Origin of the sequence: Nocardia sp. NPDC059195 (assembly GCF_042754695.1) — a bacterium.
In the GTDB taxonomy this organism is placed as follows: domain Bacteria; phylum Actinomycetota; class Actinomycetes; order Mycobacteriales; family Mycobacteriaceae; genus Nocardia.
Map to the genome: position 1 here is coordinate 216,927 of NZ_JBHZBG010000010.1, position 19,554 is coordinate 236,480.

The window sequence follows — 19,554 nt, forward strand, 5'->3', positions numbered from 1 at the left end:
GGTGGTCGAAGTGGCCGCGCGTCGGGAATTCGGGAAAACATGGTGATGACCGGGAGATCCGTTGTGCGGGAGGCGATTGCGGACAGCGAGATGTCCGGGGATAGCCTGCCGATCGACGTCGTGAACAGGCCGTGGTCGTTATGGTCGAATGCCGCCGTCGGTTCACCGTGTCGGCGATTCTGCTCAGCCCGCGCGTGGTGCGGCGGGCCTTCGAGCCCGAGCCCGGCGGAACGAGCCTGTTCGGCTTCTTCCTCGGCGCGATGTGACCCGAATCGCCGCAACATGCGGCCTGTCACAGCCGACACATAATGGAGGTCCGGTGTGGTTAGCTCATATGAGCACATCGGGGTGTGTGAGGTGTGTCACTTTAAGCAGGTAGGGCCAGGTGGGAACGGTGGATATCAGTCCAAAAGGTGTGGTCGGTTCGGTGCAGCGGTTGCTGGCTACCGCGCAGAACGGGCTGGAGGTGATCCGCTTCGGCGGGTTGTCACACGATGTCGAGTCCTCGCCCTTCGAGGTCGTCGAGCGTCGACGCATGTATCGATTGCGGCACTATTTCCCCGACGATACGACGCCCGGCCGTCCGGTGGCGCTGCTCGTGCCGCCGTTGATGGTGAACGCCGACATCTGGGACGTCAATGCGGCAGGCGGCGCGGTCGGCATCCTGCACGCCAGCGGAATCGACTGCTGGGTCATCGATTTCGGCTCGCCCGCGACGGAGGAGGGCGGCTGGGAACGCGACCTGGCCGACCACGTGCTCGCGGTGAACTCCGCCATCGACACCGTCTGTGAGGCCACCGGCGCGCAGCTGCACTTGATGGGGTACTCCCAGGGCGGCATGTTCGCCTACCAGACCACCGCCTACCGCTACGGCAAGGGCGTGGCCTCGATCGTCACCTTCGGCAGTCCCGTCGACATCGTCAACGGTATGCCGTTCGGCCTGCCCTACGGTCTGGTCTCCGAGGTCGCCGACTTCCTGGCCGACCATGTGATGCACCGGCTGCCGATCACCGAGTCGATGGTGCGCATCGGCTTCCAAATGCTCGACCCGGTGAAGACGGCCAAGTCGCGGATCGACTTCCTTCGGCAGCTGCACGACCGGGAAGCGTTGCTGCCCAAGGAACGTCAGCGCCGCTTCCTCAACAGCGATGGCTGGGTGGGGTATTCGGGCCCGGCGGTGGCCGATCTGCTCAAGCAGTTCGTCGCCCACAACCGGATGATGCTCGGCGGCTTCGTGATTCGTGATCACCCGGTATCGCTCGCGGAGCTGAAGTGCCCGATCCTGGCGTTCGTCGGCGAGGTCGACGACATCGGTCAGCCCGCCGCGGTGCGTGGCATCGTGCGGGCCGCCCCCAACGCCGAGGTGTACGAAGCCAGTTTGGTGGCAGGGCATTTCGGGCTCGTCGCCGGTTCGACAGCCACCAACCACACCTGGCCGATGGTGTGCGACTGGATCGCGTGGATGGACGGCAACGGCACCCTGCCCGAGCAGATCGTGCCCATGCAGGAACACGTCGCGAGCAACGCGCCGCGCACCGCCGCCACCCGGATGGTGCACACCGCCGCCGGTCTGGCCGAGGCGGGCGCGGGCGTCGGCAAAGCACTGGAAGGTATCGCGGGCAACACGATTCGCGGTTCGCTCGAAATGGCGGGGGAGGCCGCGCGGGCGCTGCCCCGGCTGACGCGGCTCGGGATGATCCAGCCGCACACCCGCATCTCGCTCGGCAAACTGCTCAGCGAGCACGCGAGCCGTGCGCCGCAGAAGGACCTGGTCCTCTTCGACGACCGGGTGCACACCAATGCCGCCGTCGAGGCGCGCGTCGACAACGTGGTGCGCGGCCTGATCTCCGTCGGGATCCGGCCCGCGATGCGCGTCGGCATCATGATGGAGACGCGTCCGAGCGCGCTGGCCTCGGTCGCCGCGCTCTCCCGCATCGGTGCCGTCGCGGTGCTGCTCGCACCGGGTGCCGAACTCGACCGGGCCATCGAGCTGACCGGCGTGCAGACGTTGATCACCGACCCGGAGAACCTGCGCACCGCCGCGGCGACCGCCGCCAGGGTGCTCGTGCTCGGCGGCGGCGACAGTCGTTCGCTCGCGGTGGCGACCAGCGACCGGGTGATCGACCTCGAGCAGATCGACCCGGTGAAGGTCAGGGTGCCCGCCTGGTACCGGCCGAACCCAGGTCTGGCGCGCGAACTCGCGTTCGTGCTCGTGCTCGGCTCCGGCGACCGCCTGGAGGCGAAGTACATCACCAACCATCGCTGGGCGCTGTCGGCGTTCGGCACCGCGAGCGCGGCCGATCTCGACCGGCGCGACACCGTGTACTGCCTTGCACCACTGCATCATTCGTCAGGGCTGCTGGTGAGCCTCGGTGGGGCGATCGCCGGTGGCAGCCGGATCGCGCTGGCCAGGCCGATGGGCATGGACCCGGGCCGCTTCGCCGAAGAGGTGCACCGCTACGGCGTCACCGTCGTCACCTACACCTGGACGATGCTGCGCGATCTGCTCGACGCCCAGGTCTTCCCGGCCGGCCATAACCACCCGATCCGGCTGTTCATCGGATCCGGTATGCCCGCTGGACTCTGGCGGCGCACGGTCGAACAGTTCGTCCCGGCCAGTGTGCTGGAGTTCTACGCCTCGATCGACGGTGATGTGGTGCTGGCGAATGTCACCGGCGCGAAGATCGGCTCGAAGGGCAGGCCGGTGCCCGGCACCGCGCGGGTGGAACTGGTCGCCTACGACCCGGTCAGCGAGCAGATCCTCGTCGGCGACGACGGATTCGCGCGCCGCTGCGCCGACAACGAACCCGGCCTGCTGCTCGGCAAGGCCGTCGACGGTGGTGACATCTCCGACGGTGGACTGCGCGGTGTATTCCAGGCCGGTGACGCCTGGTGGCCGACGGAGAACCTGTTCCGGCGCGACAGCGACGGTGACTACTGGCTGGTCGACCGTCGCGACACGGTGATCCACACCGCGCGCGGGCCGGTGTTCACCCAGCCGATCGTGGACGTGCTCAATGACATCACGCCGGTCGACATGGAGGTCGCGTTCGGGCTGAAGACCTCGGCGGGCACGATCGCGGCGGCAGCGCTGAGCGTGCGCCACGGTTTCCGGATCGAACCGGGCGATGTCACCGAGGCGATGCGCGGGCTGGAGCACGGTCAGCGCCCCGATCTGGTCTACGTCGTCGACGAGATCCCCCGCAGTTCCAGCTTCCGCCCCTCGGCGTCGGCAGTGCAGGCCGCCGGTCTGCCCAAGGCCGGACCGGGCACCTGGATCTACAACCGGGAAACCGAGGTCTACGAAGCGCTCACCGACGCCGCGGCGGCAACACTGTTCGGCGGAAGCTGACCCGTCGGCCGCGGCAGGCACAGCCTCGCCACGGCCCTGGCGATCTCACGACGAAGGCCGCCCGGCAGAAACCGGGCGGCCTTCGTGTGTGAGTATCCAGAACGCAGCGATCCTCGATCGGCAGCGCGACAGCGACCGCTACACCTGGTATTCGGTGACCGCGTCGATGACGCGGTCCAGCTGACCCGCACTGAGCAACGGCCACAGCGGCAGACGCACGATCGTCGCCGAGAAATTCGCCGAGCGCGTGCACGGCACCGGGGTGCGGCCGTACTTGAGGCCCGCTGGGCTCGAATCCAGCGGAATGTAGTGGAACGGCGCGACGATGCCGTGTTCGGCGAGATGGGCGATGATGCCGTCGCGGCTGTCCTCGGTGGGCATGCGCAAAAAGAACAGGTGCGCGGTGTGGCCCGCGTCGGCGGGCACCGTCATCGGGCGCACGTCGTTTCGCCTCGCCCAGTCGGGCAGCGCGGCCGCGTAGGTGTTCCACACCCGGTGGCGGTTGGCCTGGATGGTGTCGAACTCGGCCAGCTGGGCGTCGAGCACGGCGGCGTTGAGTTCGCTGGGCAGGTAGCTCGAACCGATGTCCTGCCAGGAGTACTTGTCGACCTGACCGCGCAGGAAGCGAGCGCGGTCGGTGCCCTTCTCCCGCATGATCTCGGCGCGACCCATCAGGATCTCGTCCGACAGCAACAGCGCGCCACCCTCACCGCAGTGCACGTTCTTGGTGTCGTGGAAACTCTGCGTGCCGAGGGTGCCGATCGTGCCGAGCTGCCTGCCACGCCAGGTGCCACCGAGGCCGTGCGCGTTGTCCTCGATGATCGCCACACCGTGCGCAGCAGCCAGCGCGAGCAGCGGTTCCATGTCGGCGGCGACACCGCCGTAGTGCATCACCACGATGGCCTTGGTGCGGTCGGTGATCGCGGCGGCCGCGGCGGCGGGGTCGATATTGCCGGTGGCCTCGTCGATGTCGACGAACACACAGGTGGACCCGCGCAATGCCATCGAGGTGGCCGCGGAGGTGAAGGCGAAACTGGGGACGATCACCTCGTCATCGGGGCCCAGCTCGAGCAGCAGCGCGCCCAATTCGAGTGCGTGCGTGCACGACGTGGTGAGCAGCGCGTGCTCGGCGCCGGTGATGGCTTTGATCTTCGCGGTCGCCGACTTGGTGAATTGACCGTCGCCATGACTGTGATCGGAATCGAGCACGGTCATCAGATTGGGGCGTTCAGCGGCGGCGCGGAACGGCCTGCTGAAGATGATGCGGTCGCTCACTCGCGGTGGCCCTTCTCCGTCGCGGCTGCCGGTACCGCGGCGTCGACTAGATGGTTCACGGCCGGCGCATGCATCGTATCCGGGCGCGGTGTGGGGGTCTGCACGGTCAGGTAGAGCGGCTTGCCGACCAGGATGTGCAGCGCGACACCGAGATACTCGGCGATCAGTCCGAGCGAGAACAGCATCGCGCCCGAGCACAGCAGCATCACGACGATGATCGACGCCCAGCCCTCGGGATCGTGATTGTCCTGCGTGAGGGCCTGCACGATGACCACCGCGGCCATGATCACCCCGGCCAGCGCCAGCGTGATGCCGAGCATGCTCACCAGCCGCAGGCCACGAGTGCCGCTGCACAGCACCATCTTCCAGAACAGCGAGAACAGCCGGCGATAGTTGTAGCCGGACTCCTCACGGCCCTCGGCGCGCAGCACCACCGGCACCGACACCGTATTGCCGACGACCCAGGTGAGTGCCACGTCGAGGTACACACCGTTGGCCGCGACCTCGGCGAGCTGGCGGCCGATGTCACCGCGGATCAGCCGGAAGCTCTCGAAGCGTGTCGAATCGGGGAACGCGAACACCGTCGCGAGGACGACTTTGGCGCCGCGCGAGGTGAGATTGCGCAGGAAGCCGTGCGGGCGGGTGTTGGACGGTTTCGAATAGACCAGGTCAGCGCGCGAGGCCAGCGCCGCGTCGAGGAAGTCGGCGATGAACGCGGGGTCGTGCTGACCGTCTTCGTCCATCGTGACGATCCAGTCGCCCTGCGCCGCCGCCATACCGGCGATCGTCGCCGCGTCCTGACCGAAATTGCGGCTCAACCAGACCGCGCGCACCTGCGGGAAGGAGCCCTCGAGTTCCTGGAGGACGACATCGGAGCGGTCGGGACCGTTGTCGTGAACGAGGATGACCTCCTCGACGGCGAACCGGGCGCCCGCTGCCGTCGTGCTCGGGCCAGTGAGCCGGTCCAACTCGGCGACCAGCGCGGCGATCGTGTCCTCACCCCGATACACCGGAACGACCACCGACACCGAGTGCACCGGACTCGACCCGTTGCGATCGGGCGCGCCCGCACGCACCACAGCGCCGGGCCTGGACAAGGGTGCGGACGGAATCGGCATCGCGGACACTTTCGGTGTTTCGGAGGAATTGACCCAACAGTGTGCGCACTTTAACACCGGGGCGTGACAGGTCGGCGGTAGCCGATCCGCTGTGCGGCGGTGCTTGTTCGGGCGTGTGCCTGTAGGGTCTGGTCCTCGTGGTGGAAAGTAGAACCCCGTCCCGTCGTTCCGTCTACATCTGGGGCTTGATCACCGCCCTCGGAGTGATCGCGGGCTATGGTGCGGTTCTCCTCGCCAACGTTCGGCATTTCTATACCGACGACACCGAATCCCAGTACGTCCCGCTGTGGGTGATGCTCGGAAACCGGCTCCGCAATGGTGATCTGCCGGTGATGGTGCCCGAGCACTGGATGGCCGGAAACTACGCGATCGAGGAAGCGGGCCTGCTGAATCCGCCGCAGCTGCTGATCGATCTGATCGCGCCCTCGGTCGACAATCTGGTGCTGTACGCGACCGTGGTGAAGCTGATCTTCGCGATCATCCTCGGCCTCGGCGTCTACCGGATCTGCCTGGCCTACGGCTCGCGCGTGCAGTGGGCGGCGCTGGCCGGTGTTTCGATCTCGTTCACCGGATGGCTGCTGTTCTTCGACGAGGCCAGCTGGATGACCGCCTTCACCGGCACCGCGTGGATGGTGCACGCGTGGGCTTCTGGGGTGCGGTACTCGCGCGGTCACGGCGGCCCGATCCCGGTATTTGTGTACCTCTACCTGGCCATCTCGGTGCAGTACATCTTCCCGGCGGTCGAAGCCGGTCTGATGATCGGCGCGGTCGCGGTCGGTGAGCTGATCTACCAGCGGACCTGGCGTCCATCGCTGAGACTGCTGACGGTGGCGGGGCTTGCGGCGCTAGCGGGCGCGGCGACGTATCTGCCGAGCATGCTGTCGGCGAAGGTGACCTGGCGTGGCACCGCCCAGATCAACAACGACCAGTTCCTCACTGTGCCGTGGTCGGAATCGCTGAACGCGAGCTTGCCCTCGACTCTGCCCGCCTTCACCTCGTGGTGGGGTTACGTCCAGCCGCTGCCGGTGGTCTACATCGCCTGGTTCCTGATTCCGGCGCTGGCGTTCATCGACTGGGGCAAGGCGCGCGCGGCCTGGCGCGAGCTCAGCGGCATCGGGCTGTTCGCGATCGCGGCGCTGATGTGGACTGCCGGTCCCGGCACGATCGGCCCGCTGCGCTGGCCCGCCCGGGTGCTGCCGATGGTGGCGCTGGGTCTGCTGCTGCTGGTGTGCGTGCTGCTCGGACGGTTCGCGACCTTCAAGGACTGGCGTGCGCGGGGGACCGCGGCCGCGGTGCTGATCGGACTGCTGTGGGTGCGGTCGTTCTCCGCCGACCCGCACAACTGGATCGCGCATGTGATCGCCGCACTGGCCATCGCCGCGCTCGGCGCCGCGATGGTGTGGCTGGCGGTGAACAAGGGGATCTCGGCGGCGGTCGCGCTGGCGATCATCGCGGTGTCCCCGATCGCCTATGTCCAGGTGGAACGGGCGCAGCCGACGCCGATGAGCTGGAATCTGCCCAGCGATCGAGCCGCGGCGCGCGCGGCGTTCCCCGAATTCGCGGGGACCACGCTGCAGCTCGGTGATCGCGCACTGATCCAGCCGGGGGAGCGCACACTCGACGGCGCCTACGGCTCGCTGGTGTTCGGCAACTACGCCAAGGACATCGAACGCACCTACGTGAGCGGCTACACCCCGAACGGCCATTTCTGGTTCGGTGACATGCTCTGCATGCGCTGGGACACCAGCGTGTGCCCCGACGCCTACCGCCGCGCGTTCGCGGTCGAGCCGTCGACGGGCAAGACCGTTGTCGATCTGATGAACATCGACCGGGTGGTACTGCAACGCGCGCTCTACCCGGCCGCCCGCACCGAGCCCGCTCCGTCCGGTTGGAAGTGGGTCGACTACCCCGGCCACGAGAACTACATCTCGGTCCTCGAACGCGAGGACGGCCTGATCTCCACCCGCAACGGCCGGATCTCGGCGGTCGAGAACGCCACCGCGGTCTCGGCGTCGGAAAGCGATACGACGAGCCGGGTCACCGTGAGCTCCGAGACCGGCGGCCGTGTGGTGTTCGCGCGCCTGGGCTGGCCGGGTTACCGGGTGAGCCTCGACGGCAAGGACATCCCGTTCAAGGTTGTCGCGAAGAGTTTCGTCGCCGTCGATATTCCGGCGGGGACGCGCAACGGCGATCTCGAGCTGACCTGGCGTCCGCCGGGCTGGAAGATCGGCGGCGCCGCGATCGGCCTCGGACTGCTCGGTCTCGCCGTGTTCCAGTGGCTGTATGTGCGCGGACGCAAGCCTGACGACGAGGAACTGGACGCCCCGGCGGCGGAGTCGATCGCGGATGACGACACCGCGCTCGCGGACGCGGTGCGATGACGATCGAGGCCGCGGGCGGCGTGCTCGAGACACCGGGTCCGCTGCTGCGGATCGTGAAACGCCAGGAGCTGGCGTTCGCGATCGTCGGCGGCTTCAACACGCTGTTGGGCATGGCCCTCGCGGTGTTCTGGCTGCACGTTTTCGGCGACGACAGGCCGGGGTTGGCCGTCATCGCCGCCTACGGGATCAGCACGTTCGTCGCGTTCGTCCTGCATCGGACGCTGGTGTTCCGGGTACACGGCCACCTGGTCCGCGACATCCTCGCCTTCTGCGGCGTGAACGCGAGTGGCTTGGTGCTCAATGTGATCCTGGTGGAACTCGCGGTCACCGTTCTCGGCTTCCCCGCCGCGCCCGCCTCGGTGATCGTTATGGGTTTGGTCGCGGTGCTCAGCTTCTTCGGACACCGCTACATCTCGTTTCGCCGGGCGCGGTAGGTTAGGGACATGGCGCACGAATCCACCATCGACGCAACCCTGCTCGGCCTGCTGGCCTGCCCCCAGGACAAGGGCCCGCTGCAACTGGTGCGCACCGAAGCCGATGTGAGTGTGCTCTACAACCCCCGTCTGCGGCGCGCCTACCCGATCGACAACGGCATCCCGGTGCTGCTGATCGACGAGGCCCGCGACGTCACCGACGCCGAACACGAATTCTTCGTCGCCGAATCCTGACCGGCACACCCGGTAGCTTCCGCATTCCTCCGGAATCGGAGTTGGTGCATGCGGAGGTGCTGACTCGACGCCCATCCCGCGCGATGTGCCACCGGCCGTCGTACGGGTGAGTTCGCGTTCGATCACCAACTGCCGGTGGTGATATCGCCCGTCAGGTAGCGCTGGACGGCCGGGCCGACGGCCTCGACCACGGCATCGATCGGCATCGAGGCCAGTGGTTCCAGCGCGATGATCTTGCGGGCGGTCAACACCCCCACCATCTGGGCCGCGGCCAGTGAGACCCTGGCCCGTCCGTCGTCATCCGGGGTCGCGATGCGCACGCGGACCCGTTCCAGCACCACCTGGAGCAGGAACGAGCGCGCGAGATTCTGATCGCCGCCCGCGAAAATACTGCGCACCATGGCCACGATGCCGGGTCCGGCCGGGGAGTCCCACACCGTGACGACCGCGCGCACGATGGTGTGTCCGAGCTCTTCGATCGGTGCGGCGTCGACCGCGCGCAGCGTCGTGTCCGGGTCGACCGGGAAGTCCACCACCGCGGCGAACAGTTGCTGCTTGTTGCCGAAATAGTGGTGCACCAGCGCCGGGTCGACATCGGCATCGGCCGCGATCGCGCGGATCGACGTCTTGTCGAACCCAGCGCCCGCGAACCGCACCCGCGCCGCGTCGAGAATCGCCATCTTGGTGTCGGCGTTGCCCGGCCTGCGCCCGGTCCGCCCGGATTTCGCTGTGCCGGAACTGGATTCGCCGTCACTCATCATGGATCCTCTCATCGGGGCTTTGCTCGCTACGGGGTGCGTCGACGCAGAGTAGCCGCGGCGAGGCCGAGCGCCACCACCGCGAACCCGGCGACGACGGCGATATCGCGCCACATCGCGCCCGTCGGCTCCGCATGGACCGACACCTGCTGTAGCGCGTCCACCGCGTAACTCAACGGCATCACATTGCTGATCGCCTCCAGCCAGCCGGGTAGCTGGTCGCGCGGGACCAGCAGGCCGCACAGGAAGATCTGCGGTGCGACGATCACCGGCATGAACTGCACGGCCTGGAACTCGGTGCGCGCGAAGGCGCTCGCCAGCAGGCCGAGTCCGACGCCGCACACCGCGTCGACCATCGCGATCAGCAGGACCCAGCCGGGATTGCCCGCAGCGGTCAATCCGAGCAGCCAGAACGCGACCACGCTGGCGACGGCGGCCTGCGCGGCGGCGGCGAGGGAGAACGCGCTGCCGTACCCGGCGAGCAGGTCGAGCTTGCTCAGCGGAGTGGTGAGCAGCCGTTCGAGGGTTCCCGATGTGCGTTCACGCTGCATCGCGATCGCGGTGATCAGGAACATCACGATGAACGGCAGGATCCCGAGCATGGTGATGCCGACCCGATCGAACAGTGTGAGCGGGGAATGCGGCGGACGCGGTGCGTCCTGATAGATGAAGTACAGCAAGGTCATGAGCAGGGCGGGGACAACCAGGATCATCGCCACGGTGCGGTGATCGTTGCGCAGTTGCCGCAGGATCCGGCCGGTGGTGGCGGTGTAGGGGCGCAGGGTGGTCATGGGTGCTCTCCCATCGTGATCAAGGTCAGGAAAGCGGCCTCGAGGTTCTGTTCGTCGGTACGCTCGCGCAGTTCGTCGGGGCTGACCTGGGCGAGCAGTTCGCCGTCGCGCATCAGCAGCAGCTTGTCGCAGTGGTCGGCTTCGTCCATCACATGACTCGACACCAGCAAAGTCGTTCCCGCCGCGGCCAATTCGCGGAACTGCTTCCACAATTCCACCCGCAACACCGGATCGAGGCCGACCGTCGGTTCGTCGAGCACCAACAGTTCGGGCTTGCCGACCAGCGCGCACGCCAGCGACGCCCTGGTCTTCTGCCCACCCGAGAGCTGATCGCCGAGCTGATCGGCGTGATCGGCCAAACCGACTGCGACGAGCGCGGATTCGGTGTCGTCCCGGTCGCGACCGTAGAGCGCGGCGTAGTAGGCCACATTGTCGCGGACGCTGATGTCGGCGTAGATGCTCGGCGCCTGGGTGACGTAGCCGACCCGGCGGCGCAATCCGGCGCTACCCGCCGGCTCCCCGAGCACGGTGACGGTGCCCGATTCCACCAGCTGCGTTCCCACGATGCTGCGGAGCAGGGTGGTCTTCCCGCAGCCCGACGGGCCGAGTAGGCCGGTGATCGAGCCGCGCGGGATGTCCATGGTCAGGCCGCGCAGGACAGCGCGTTTTCCGCGCTTGACGGTCAGGTCCGCGACCTGAACGGCGATCGGTGGCGGTGCGGTGTGCGACATGGTCGCCTCAATTCATCGAGTGTTGAATTCACTACGTGATGAATTTAGCGCGATGATGTCGATGTGGCAAGGGTCAGTGGGCGTGTCCAGGGGGTGTCGCAGCCTGCTGACCTGGTTCGACGACGGTGAACTGGCCCATCATCCCGACATCCTCGTGCCACAGCAGGTGGCAGTGGTACATGTACGGTGTCGTCGGATCGGCAGGCCCGTCGAAGCGCAGGACCAGGGTGGCCGCCGTATTCGGCGGTAGGAAGATGGTGTCCTTGGCGCCGGCCAGCTCGGGTGGGGGTGGGGCCCCGTCGTAGTCGAGCACCCGAAACTGCACATCGTGGACGTGAAAGTTGTGCGGCATGCCGTCGATGTTGTGCACGACCCAGGTCTCGGTGGTGCCCCGGGTGACGGTCGTGTCGATGCGGCTCATGTCCATGCGCTCGCCGTTGATACCGGCCAGGCTCAGATCGAAGCGGCGTTGTACGACCGAGTCCGTGCCATCGGGAATCGACGGCGGCACAAGGGTTTCCGGCAGCGCGGGAGAGGGCCGCAAAATGGACGCGGCGCGCAGTTCGAGGACATCGAACCTGTCGTCACCGCCCGAGAACCGGTTCGACCAGAAGTCCAGGCCCGCCTCGAGCTTCTCGCTGCGGAGAACGGTGCGCTCACCGGGCCGCATCCGCACCACGATCTCGGCGCGCTCGCCGGGTGAGAGCTGGATGCGATCCAGGGTGGTCGGGCGTTCGAGCAGGCCACCGTCGGAACCGATCATCGCGAACGGGCGGGCATCGTCGAAGGCGAAGGTGTAGATCCGCGCGGTCGACGCATTGAGCAGGCGCAGCCGCACCAGTTCGTCGCCGACCTCCTGGTAGGGCGCGAGCGTGCCGTTGACCATGGTGCGATCACCGAGGAATCCGGTATCGCGGAAGATCGTGTGCGCGCCGTCGAGGCGGTTTCCGCGCAGTCGCATGTCCTGCACGATCACCGGGATGTCGTCGACACCGTAGGTGTTCGGCAGCGGCAGTTCGGCGCTCGGCGCGTCATCGATCAGGAACATCCCCGCTAGGCCACGGCGCACGTGGTCCTCGGTCGCGCCGTGTGGGTGTGGGTGATACCAGAGCGTCGAAGCCGGTTGGGCCACAGTCCATTCCGGTGTCCACGACGCGCCCGGATCGACCATCTGGTGTGGCCCGCCGTCCATGGCGGCAGGCAGATGCATGCCGTGCCAGTGCACCGTCGATGCTTCGGGTAACTGGTTGCGCACCTGGACGCGCACCCGTTCGCCACGGGCCGCACGCAGGGTCGGGCCGAGATAGCTACCGTTGAAACCCCAGGTCTCGGTCTCCCGTCCGGGTTCGAACGCGGTTGTCCCGGTGCGCATATCGAGCGAGAACACCCGTGTTCCGGCGGAATCGACCGTCGAATCGGCCAGCGGCGGAATGTGCAGCGGCTGGGTGAATTCCGTTGCGCCGACTGTGGATACGCTGGCCCCGGACCACGTCCACGCCACCCCGGCGCCGATCGCGGTGAGCAGGGTGACGACGAGGGCGCACGCGCCGAGCAGGATTCGGCGTAGCCGACGTGGGGGAGAAGCCATACATCGACGGTAGGGACGTAAACGTGGCGCCACATCGGGGTGCATCCCGGGTTCGTCCCTGATTCCGCACCGAGGTGTTCAGGGTTTCCCGCAGGTCAGGCTATGTGATGTGGATCACTATGAAGGGTTGTCACGTTCCGGCGGGCTGCTTTGTCCCATGAACACCCCACCGACAAGGAGCACCGCAATGACCACCACCACGCACCGCATCGTCGTCCTCGGCGCCGGCTACACCGGCATGCTGGCCGCGATCCGCCTGGCCCGGCGCACGCGGAAACTGGATGTCGCGATCACCCTGGTCAACCCGTCGGCCCGCTTCACCGAGCGGCTGCGGATGCACCAGATCGCCGCGGGTCAGGAACTCGCCCACCACGACATCCCGGAAATCCTCGACGGCACCGGCATCGAGTTCGTCCAGGGCTGGGTCACCGCCATCGACCCCACCGGCCAGTGCGTCCACGTCGACAGTGCGGGCGAGCTCGCTTACGACGAGCTGATCTACGCCCTCGGCAGCACCGCCGAGACGACCGTGGTGCCCGGCGTCGCCGAACACGCCTTCACCCTCGACAACCCCCGTCGCGCCCACGAATTCGCAGGCAAGCTGGCCACTCTCACGACCCAGGGCGCCTCTGTGGCCGTCTGCGGTGGCGGCCTCACCGGCATCGAAGCCGCCACCGAGATCGCGGAAAGCCACCCCGGTCTGCGCGTCACCCTGATCAGCTCGGGCGAGCCGGGCGCGATGATGGGCGACAAGGCTCGCGCGCACCTGAACAAGGCGCTGGACCGGCTCGGCATCGTCCGGGAGATCGGCGTACGCGTCGCCAAAGTGCAGCCCGACGCGGTCGAGCTCGCCAACGGCACGGTGATCGGCGCCGATCTCACCCTGTGGACCACCGGGGTCCGGGTCTCGCCGCTGGCGGCCGAGGCGGGTATCGAGACCGACGCGCGCGGCCTCATCGTCGTCGACCCGACGCTGAAGTCGGTGTCGCACCCCACGATTCACGCGATCGGTGACGCGGCCGCCGTTCGTCAGGCATGGGGGCAGGTGCACGGCACCTGCCAGAGCGGCATGCCCACCGCCGCCTACACCGCCGACGTGATCGCCGCCGAACTGCGCGGCAAGAAGACGCGGCCGTTCCGTTTCGGCTACTTCCACCAGCCTGTCAGCCTCGGCCGTCGCGACGCGGTCATCCAGTTCACCAACGCCGACGACACCCCGCGCCGCCTCTACCTCACCGGCTGGACCGCGCGCACCTACAAGGAGATGGTCAGCAGCAGCCCCGTTCCGACGTTCAAGGCCAGTAAGAAGATGACCATGAACGTGCAATTGTCCAAGGGCGGCAAGGTAACTCGCGCCATCGCGTGAGGGACCTGCCGCCGTCGCCGATCGGGCGTCGGTCAGCCATCGGCGCCCGCTGATTCGCCACAGTGACGGAGCGTGCGAGATGGTAGGACCTATGTCCGATCAGGATCCGTTCCTCGAACACCGCCGCCTGCTGTTCGCGACGGCCTACCGCATGCTCGGTACGGTCACCGACGCCGAGGACATCCTGCAGGACACCTGGCTCAAGTGGAACGACACCGACCACGCCACGGTCACCCACCCCAAGGCCTATCTGGTCCGCACCGTCACCAATCTCTCGCTCAACCGGCTCACCTCCGCCCGCGCGACCCGCGAAAGCTATGTCGGCCCTTGGCTTCCCGAGCCGGTACTGACTTCGCCCGATATCGCCGAGGACACCGAATTGGCCGACACCGTCTCCACCGCCATGCTCGTCGTGCTGGAAACCCTCACCCCCGTCGAACGCGCCGTGTTCCTGCTGCGCGAAGTGTTCGGCTACTCGCACGCCGAAATCGCTGACGCCCTCGACCGTCCCGAGGCGGGTGTGCGCCAGATCGCGCACCGCGCGAAGAACCACGTCCAATCCCGCCGCCCCCGATTCGATGCCGACAAGGCCGCTCGCGCCCAGGTCACCGCACAATTCATGGCCGCCTGCGCGGGCGGTGACCTCAATGCCCTGATGGATCTGCTCGCCCCCGATGTCACGTGCTGGTCCGATGGTGGCGGCGTGGTCACCGCCGCGCGCCGACCCCTGTACGGCCCCGACCACGTCGCTCGCTGGATTCTCGGCGTCCTCGCCAAACCGTCGTCCGCGGGCTTCGAACTCACCGCGGCCGACATCAACGGCGAGCTCGGCGCCCTGGCGTCCTTCGCCGGAAACCCCGGCGCCGCATTCACTTTCGACCTCGTCGACGGACGCATCCAGAACCTGCGATTCCAGGTCAACCCCAGCAAGCTGGCCGGTCTGTACCGCGGCACCGACCTGCTCGGCTGACGAATCCTCCGCCCCGGCCGGTTACGTATCAGCTACCCTTCCTGGACACCCGACAGCCGGAGGACGACACCATGGCTCGACGACCGACCCTGATCGCCACCATGGTGCTCGCGACCGGCTTCGGCATCCTGGGCTGCGCGGACACCAGCGATGATGCCGCGACCACCGAGCAGCGGGACACCGTCCGGATGTTCGTCGCCGCTGAGCAGGTCGACTGCCATGGCGTCGCACCCATGCGGTGCATGCAGGTCCGCTATTCCCCTGATGAGCCGTGGCAACTGTTCTACGACGGCATCACCGGATTCACCTACGAACCCGGCTACACCTACGAACTGCTGGTCAGGGTCGACCCGGTCGAGAATCCACCCGCCGACCACTCGTCGCTCCGATACGACCTGATCGAGGTCGAGGCCAAAACCCCGGCCTGAAACACGAGGCCTGCACAGCGCCTGACCCGGCAGCGTCGGGCCACCGGGCCCGGACGACAATGATGGTTGTGTCCGCCCAGGAACTGGCAGTCGATCCGCCCACCGCCGCGCACCGACTGCTCGGCGCCATCCTGACGTCGGGTTCGGTCGCCCTGCGGATCGTGGAGGTCGAGGCCTACGGCAGCGATCCCGCCGGACCGTGGCCCGACCCCGCCGCGCACTCCTGGCCGGGGCCGACCGCCCGCAACGCGGTGATGTTCGGCCCGCCCGGGCGGCTCTACGTCTATCGCTCGTACGGAATTCACCTGTGTGTGAATGTGACCGTCGGCTACGACGGTGTGGCCGGTGCGGTACTCGTGCGTGCGGCCGAAGTGGTCGGGGGCGTCGACATCGCACGCGAACGTAGGCCCGCCGCGCGCAAGGACGCCGATCTGGCGCGAGGACCGGGCAATGTCGGCAGCGCGCTCGGCATCAGCATGTCCGACTATGGCACCGAGCTGTTCGATCCGTTCTCCGCGCTGCACCTGGAACTGAAACCAGCTGTGCCGCAATCCGATATCGCCTCCGGCCCGAGGGTGGGCGTCAGCGTCGCCGCCGAGATCCCCTGGCGGTTCTGGCTACCGGCCTCGCCCGCCGTCTCGGTCTATCGGCGTAGCCCACGTGCGTTCGAGCCGAGCAGCGGTTCCGAAAGACTTCGCCGACAGCGATGAGTTTGCGGGCGACGGTCCGTCCAATCTGTTGAACGCGCTACCAACCCGGCGCGACCGACTCGAAGGACGAGACAATGACCACTGCGACCCCCTCCGCGAACTTCTCCGACGCCGCCACCTACCGCCCCGGCAAGATCCGCAACCGGGTCCTGTGGACCCTGCAGATCGTGCTCGGCCTCTTCTTCGTGATCGCTTCGGGCGGCCCGAAACTCGTCATCCCGAACACTCTGATGGACAACGCCCCCGAGAACCTGACCATCCCCATCGGGCTGCTCATCTTCATCGGAGTTGTCGAGGTGGCGGGCGGTATCGGCCTGATGGTGCCGCGGCTCAGCGGCCTTGCGGCGGTAGGCCTTTCCGTGCTCACCGTGCTCGCCGCCGCGACACAGGCCTTCATCGCCGACAAGCCCGCGATGGCGATCTTCCCGCTGGTGCTGGCCGCGATCTTCGCCTGGATCGCCTACGAACGCCGCGCCACCATCACCGCGCTGGTGCGATGAACCGCGACTCGACACGCCGATGATCGCCGGAGCCCGGGGGGTTCCGGCGATCATCGGCGTGTCGAGGCATTCGGTCGATGCGGGTTCGGCCGCAGAGCCAAGATCACCGCCCTGATCTCGTCTGTGAATCCAATATGGCGAAATCCTCGGGGGTGCGACGATCGAAGACCACGTCGAAAAGACCGTACGAGCAGGAGCGCCCGTGTTCACCTTTCCCAGTAGCGACGGCACCGCGATCCACGTGCGGAGCTGGCTCCCCACGGAGACCGAGCCCCGCGGCGTCGTGCAGATCGCGCACGGCATGGGCGAACATTCCGACCGCTACGGCCATCTCGCCGAACGGCTTTCGGGCCTCGGGTTCGCCGTCTATGCCGACGACCACCGTGGACACGGCCTCACCATGGGGCAAGTACCGGGCGACCTCGGCCCCGACGGCTGGAACCTGCTCGTCGCCGACGAGGTCGCGCTCACCGAGATCCTGCGCGAACGTCATCCCGGCCTGCCCGTCACCCTGATCGGCCACAGCCTCGGTTCCTTCGCCGTGCAGCAGTACCTGCTCGACCGTTCCGACCTCGTCGACGAGGTCGTCCTGAGCGGCACGACCGCCGTCGACGGCCTGTTCGGCGAGATCGCGGCCGCCGGCGGTGACCTGACCGGCTTCTTCAACGCCCAATTCCAGCCCACCCGCACCGACGCCGACTGGATCAGCCGCGACGAAGCCCAGGTAGACGCCTACAACGCCGACCCCTGGTGTGGTTTCGCCATCGACGACGCCAACATGGGCCTACTCGCCGCCAACGCCCAGACCCGCCTGTCCGATCCGAGCACCGTGCGCTCCGACCTGCCGATCTATGTGATGGTCGGTGACAAGGACCCGCTCAACGACAAGCTCCGCCTGTCCGACCTGCTCGTGCGGCGCTACCGCGACGCGGGCCTGGACGACATCACCTACGCGGTCTACGCGGACGCCCGCCACGAGGTCCTGAACGAAACCAATCGCGACGAGGTCGAAGCCGATCTGCTCGCCTGGATCACCCGCGCACGCGACTGAGGAACCGCATGCGGAAAGATGGGTCAGCGTGACCGGCGACATCTTCGACGAACTGACCTGGCGCGGCCTGATCGCGCAGTCCACCGACCTGGACGAGCTGCGCGCCGCCGCGGCCGCCGCGCCCCTGACGCTCTATGCCGGCTTCGACCCGACCGCCGCCAGCCTGCACGCCGGCCACCTCGTCCCGCTGCTCGCGCTCAAGCGCTTCCAGCTGGCCGGGCATCGGCCGATCGTGCTCGCCGGCGGCGCGACCGGAATGATCGGCGACCCGCGTGACGTGGGCGAACGCACCATGAACTCGACCGACACCGTCGCCGAGTGGGCGCAGCGCATCCGCGGCCAGCTCGAGCGTTTCGTCGACCTCGACGATTCGCCGACCGGTGCGGTGATCGTCAACAACATGGACTGGACCGGCCCGCTGTCGACCGTCGACTTCCTGCGCGACGTCGGTAAGCACTTCTCGGTGAACGTCATGCTCGCCCGCGACACCGTCAAACGGCGGCTCGAAGGCGACGGTATCTCCTACACCGAGTTCAGCTACATGCTGCTGCAGGCCAACGACTACCTGCAGTTGCGGCGCGAGCACGGCTGCACGCTGCAGGTCGGTGGCTCCGATCAGTGGGGCAACATCATCGCCGGCGTCGAACTGAACCGGCGGGTCGACGGCGCGCATGTGCACGCGCTCACCGTGCCGCTGGTGACCTCGGCCGACGGCAAGAAGTTCGGCAAGTCCACCGGCGGCGGCAGCCTGTGGCTCGACCCCGAACTGACCAGCCCTTACGCCTGGTACCAGTACTTCGTGAACACCGCCGACGCCGATGTCGTGCGCTACCTGCGCTGGTTCACCTTCCTCAGCCGCGAGGAACTCGACGAACTCGAGCAGGCGACGGCGGAACGTCCGTTCGCCCGCGAGGCCCAGAAGCGGCTGGCGGCGGAGATGACCACGCTGGTGCACGGCGAGGCCGAGACCCGCGCGGCGGAACTGGCCAGCCATGCCCTGTTCGGTCGCGGTGAGCTCGGCGAACTTCCGCTGTCCACGCTCGGCGCCGCGCTGCGCGAAGCCGCGGTCGACGGCAAGGTCGCCGAGGTCGTGCCGGGTGAACCGAACACGATCGTCGACCTGCTCGTCGCGTCGGGTTTGTGCGAAAGCAAGGGCGCGGCGCGTCGGGCAGTCAACGAAGGCGGCGCGTCGGTGAACAACCAGCGGGTCAGCGACGTCGATTGGACTCCGTCCGATGCCGACTACCTGCACGGTGAGTGGCTGGTGCTGCGGCGCGGAAAGAAGAACATGGCGGGCGTGCATCGGATAGCCTGACGTCGTTGCGGAGGCCTGAATCACATCCGTGTGATTCAGGCAGCCGCATCGGCTGAACGCACCACCGTGACCTGCGGAGATCTGGTGTTGTCCAGGCGATTTGACGCGGCGTTATCCGGCGCGTAACTTATTGGAAGTCAGAGCGACACGGACACCAACCCGGAGCCGAGACGCTAGCCCGAGAGGCTGGCGGGCCAGGGAAACGCGGTAGTACGGGGAAGCGCCTGATGGAGCTAAAGATCTTGTGACCAGGCTTACGATTGACTTCGTCTGGATGCAAGGTTAGGCTGGAACAGTTGCCCTTCAGGAGATCCGGAACGATCCGGTCATTCTGGTTGTGCGTGTGTTCTTTGAGAACTCAATAGTGTGTCGATGAATGTCAGTGCCAATATTTATATTGGTTCCAACCTTCGCGTACCCCCCGGTCGTGGGAGGTTGGACATAAACAACAGCGAATTTTTTTGCTGGTGTTTGGCTTTGCTAGGTTTTCGGACTCTAGTCTTTAGATTATTCTGATTGACCCTTCGGGGTTGGTTGAGAGTCTTCAACGGA

General features: G+C 67.1%; 18 protein-coding genes. 12 read left to right on the plus strand and 6 right to left on the minus strand.

The window, feature by feature from the left end:
- Nucleotides 1-131 precede the first annotated feature (131 nt).
- Both ACFXKN_RS15960 and ACFXKN_RS15965 read left to right on the plus strand, forming a co-directional pair.
- Complete coding sequence (locus ACFXKN_RS15960) at nt 132-266, plus strand: hypothetical protein (RefSeq protein ID WP_378955227.1); 135 nt, start codon at nt 132-134, stop codon at nt 264-266.
- Nucleotides 267-394: 128 nt separating this feature from the next.
- On the plus strand, nt 395-3,352 hold the full coding sequence (locus ACFXKN_RS15965) for an AMP-binding protein (protein WP_378955212.1): 2,958 nt from the start codon (nt 395-397) through the stop codon (nt 3,350-3,352).
- A gap of 138 nt (nt 3,353-3,490) precedes the next feature.
- Here the strand turns inward: ACFXKN_RS15965 and rffA are convergent, their stop codons facing one another.
- Both rffA and ACFXKN_RS15975 read right to left on the minus strand, forming a co-directional pair.
- Nucleotides 3,491-4,627 (minus strand): dTDP-4-amino-4,6-dideoxygalactose transaminase, encoded by a 1,137-nt coding sequence (gene rffA, locus ACFXKN_RS15970; protein WP_378955199.1) that lies wholly within the window; start codon nt 4,625-4,627, stop codon nt 3,491-3,493.
- Entirely contained in the window at nt 4,624-5,664 is a 1,041-nt protein-coding gene (locus ACFXKN_RS15975; RefSeq protein ID WP_378957510.1) for a glycosyltransferase, read from the minus strand. Before ACFXKN_RS15975 ends, rffA begins: the two co-directional genes overlap by 4 nt.
- A 221-nt stretch (nt 5,665-5,885) precedes the next feature.
- Between ACFXKN_RS15975 and ACFXKN_RS15980 the strand changes: the two genes are divergently transcribed.
- From ACFXKN_RS15980 to ACFXKN_RS15990, 3 genes are read left to right on the plus strand one after another with little or no spacing between them, the layout of a single operon-like run.
- Nucleotides 5,886-8,126: a hypothetical protein gene (locus tag ACFXKN_RS15980; protein WP_379433255.1), complete on the plus strand. Its 2,241-nt coding sequence runs from the start codon at nt 5,886-5,888 to the stop codon at nt 8,124-8,126.
- Nucleotides 8,123-8,560: a GtrA family protein gene (locus ACFXKN_RS15985; RefSeq protein ID WP_378955173.1), complete on the plus strand. Its 438-nt coding sequence runs from the start codon at nt 8,123-8,125 to the stop codon at nt 8,558-8,560. Before ACFXKN_RS15980 ends, ACFXKN_RS15985 begins: the two co-directional genes overlap by 4 nt.
- Nucleotides 8,561-8,569: 9 nt before the next feature.
- A complete protein-coding gene (locus ACFXKN_RS15990) occupies nt 8,570-8,794 on the plus strand; it encodes a Trm112 family protein (RefSeq protein ID WP_266287518.1) in 225 nt (74 codons plus the stop codon).
- A gap of 122 nt (nt 8,795-8,916) precedes the next feature.
- Here the strand turns inward: ACFXKN_RS15990 and ACFXKN_RS15995 are convergent, their stop codons facing one another.
- From ACFXKN_RS15995 to ACFXKN_RS16010, 4 genes are all read right to left on the minus strand, one after another.
- A complete protein-coding gene (locus ACFXKN_RS15995) occupies nt 8,917-9,552 on the minus strand; it encodes a TetR family transcriptional regulator (protein WP_378955146.1) in 636 nt (211 codons plus the stop codon).
- 29 nt (nt 9,553-9,581) lie between these two features.
- A complete protein-coding gene (locus tag ACFXKN_RS16000; protein WP_378955116.1) occupies nt 9,582-10,343 on the minus strand; it encodes an ABC transporter permease in 762 nt (253 codons plus the stop codon).
- Entirely contained in the window at nt 10,340-11,074 is a 735-nt protein-coding gene (locus tag ACFXKN_RS16005) for an ABC transporter ATP-binding protein (RefSeq protein WP_379433256.1), read from the minus strand. Before ACFXKN_RS16005 ends, ACFXKN_RS16000 begins: the two co-directional genes overlap by 4 nt.
- 73 nt (nt 11,075-11,147) lie before the next feature.
- The gene (locus ACFXKN_RS16010; protein WP_379433257.1) at nt 11,148-12,662 is read right to left on the minus strand and encodes a multicopper oxidase family protein; all 1,515 of its coding nucleotides are present in this window, start codon (nt 12,660-12,662) and stop codon (nt 11,148-11,150) included.
- 187 nt (nt 12,663-12,849) lie between these two features.
- Between ACFXKN_RS16010 and ACFXKN_RS16015 the strand changes: the two genes are divergently transcribed.
- From ACFXKN_RS16015 to tyrS, 7 genes are all read left to right on the plus strand, one after another.
- Complete coding sequence (locus ACFXKN_RS16015) at nt 12,850-14,028, plus strand: NAD(P)/FAD-dependent oxidoreductase (protein ID WP_379433258.1); 1,179 nt, start codon at nt 12,850-12,852, stop codon at nt 14,026-14,028.
- 91 nt (nt 14,029-14,119) lie between these two features.
- Nucleotides 14,120-14,998 (plus strand): RNA polymerase sigma-70 factor, encoded by an 879-nt coding sequence (locus ACFXKN_RS16020; protein ID WP_379433259.1) that lies wholly within the window; start codon nt 14,120-14,122, stop codon nt 14,996-14,998.
- A gap of 71 nt (nt 14,999-15,069) precedes the next feature.
- Complete coding sequence (locus ACFXKN_RS16025; protein WP_379433260.1) at nt 15,070-15,426, plus strand: DUF4377 domain-containing protein; 357 nt, start codon at nt 15,070-15,072, stop codon at nt 15,424-15,426.
- Nucleotides 15,427-15,485: 59 nt separating this feature from the next.
- Nucleotides 15,486-16,136, plus strand: coding sequence for a DNA-3-methyladenine glycosylase (locus ACFXKN_RS16030; RefSeq protein WP_379433261.1), 651 nt, complete (start codon nt 15,486-15,488; stop codon nt 16,134-16,136).
- Nucleotides 16,137-16,210: 74 nt separating this feature from the next.
- A complete protein-coding gene (locus ACFXKN_RS16035) occupies nt 16,211-16,636 on the plus strand; it encodes a DoxX family protein (protein WP_379433262.1) in 426 nt (141 codons plus the stop codon).
- 202 nt (nt 16,637-16,838) lie between these two features.
- Entirely contained in the window at nt 16,839-17,687 is an 849-nt protein-coding gene (locus ACFXKN_RS16040; RefSeq protein WP_378955015.1) for an alpha/beta fold hydrolase, read from the plus strand.
- A 28-nt stretch (nt 17,688-17,715) separates the two neighbouring features.
- Nucleotides 17,716-19,002, plus strand: coding sequence for a tyrosine--tRNA ligase (tyrS, locus tag ACFXKN_RS16045; RefSeq protein WP_379433263.1), 1,287 nt, complete (start codon nt 17,716-17,718; stop codon nt 19,000-19,002).
- Nucleotides 19,003-19,554: the final 552 nt, after the last annotated feature.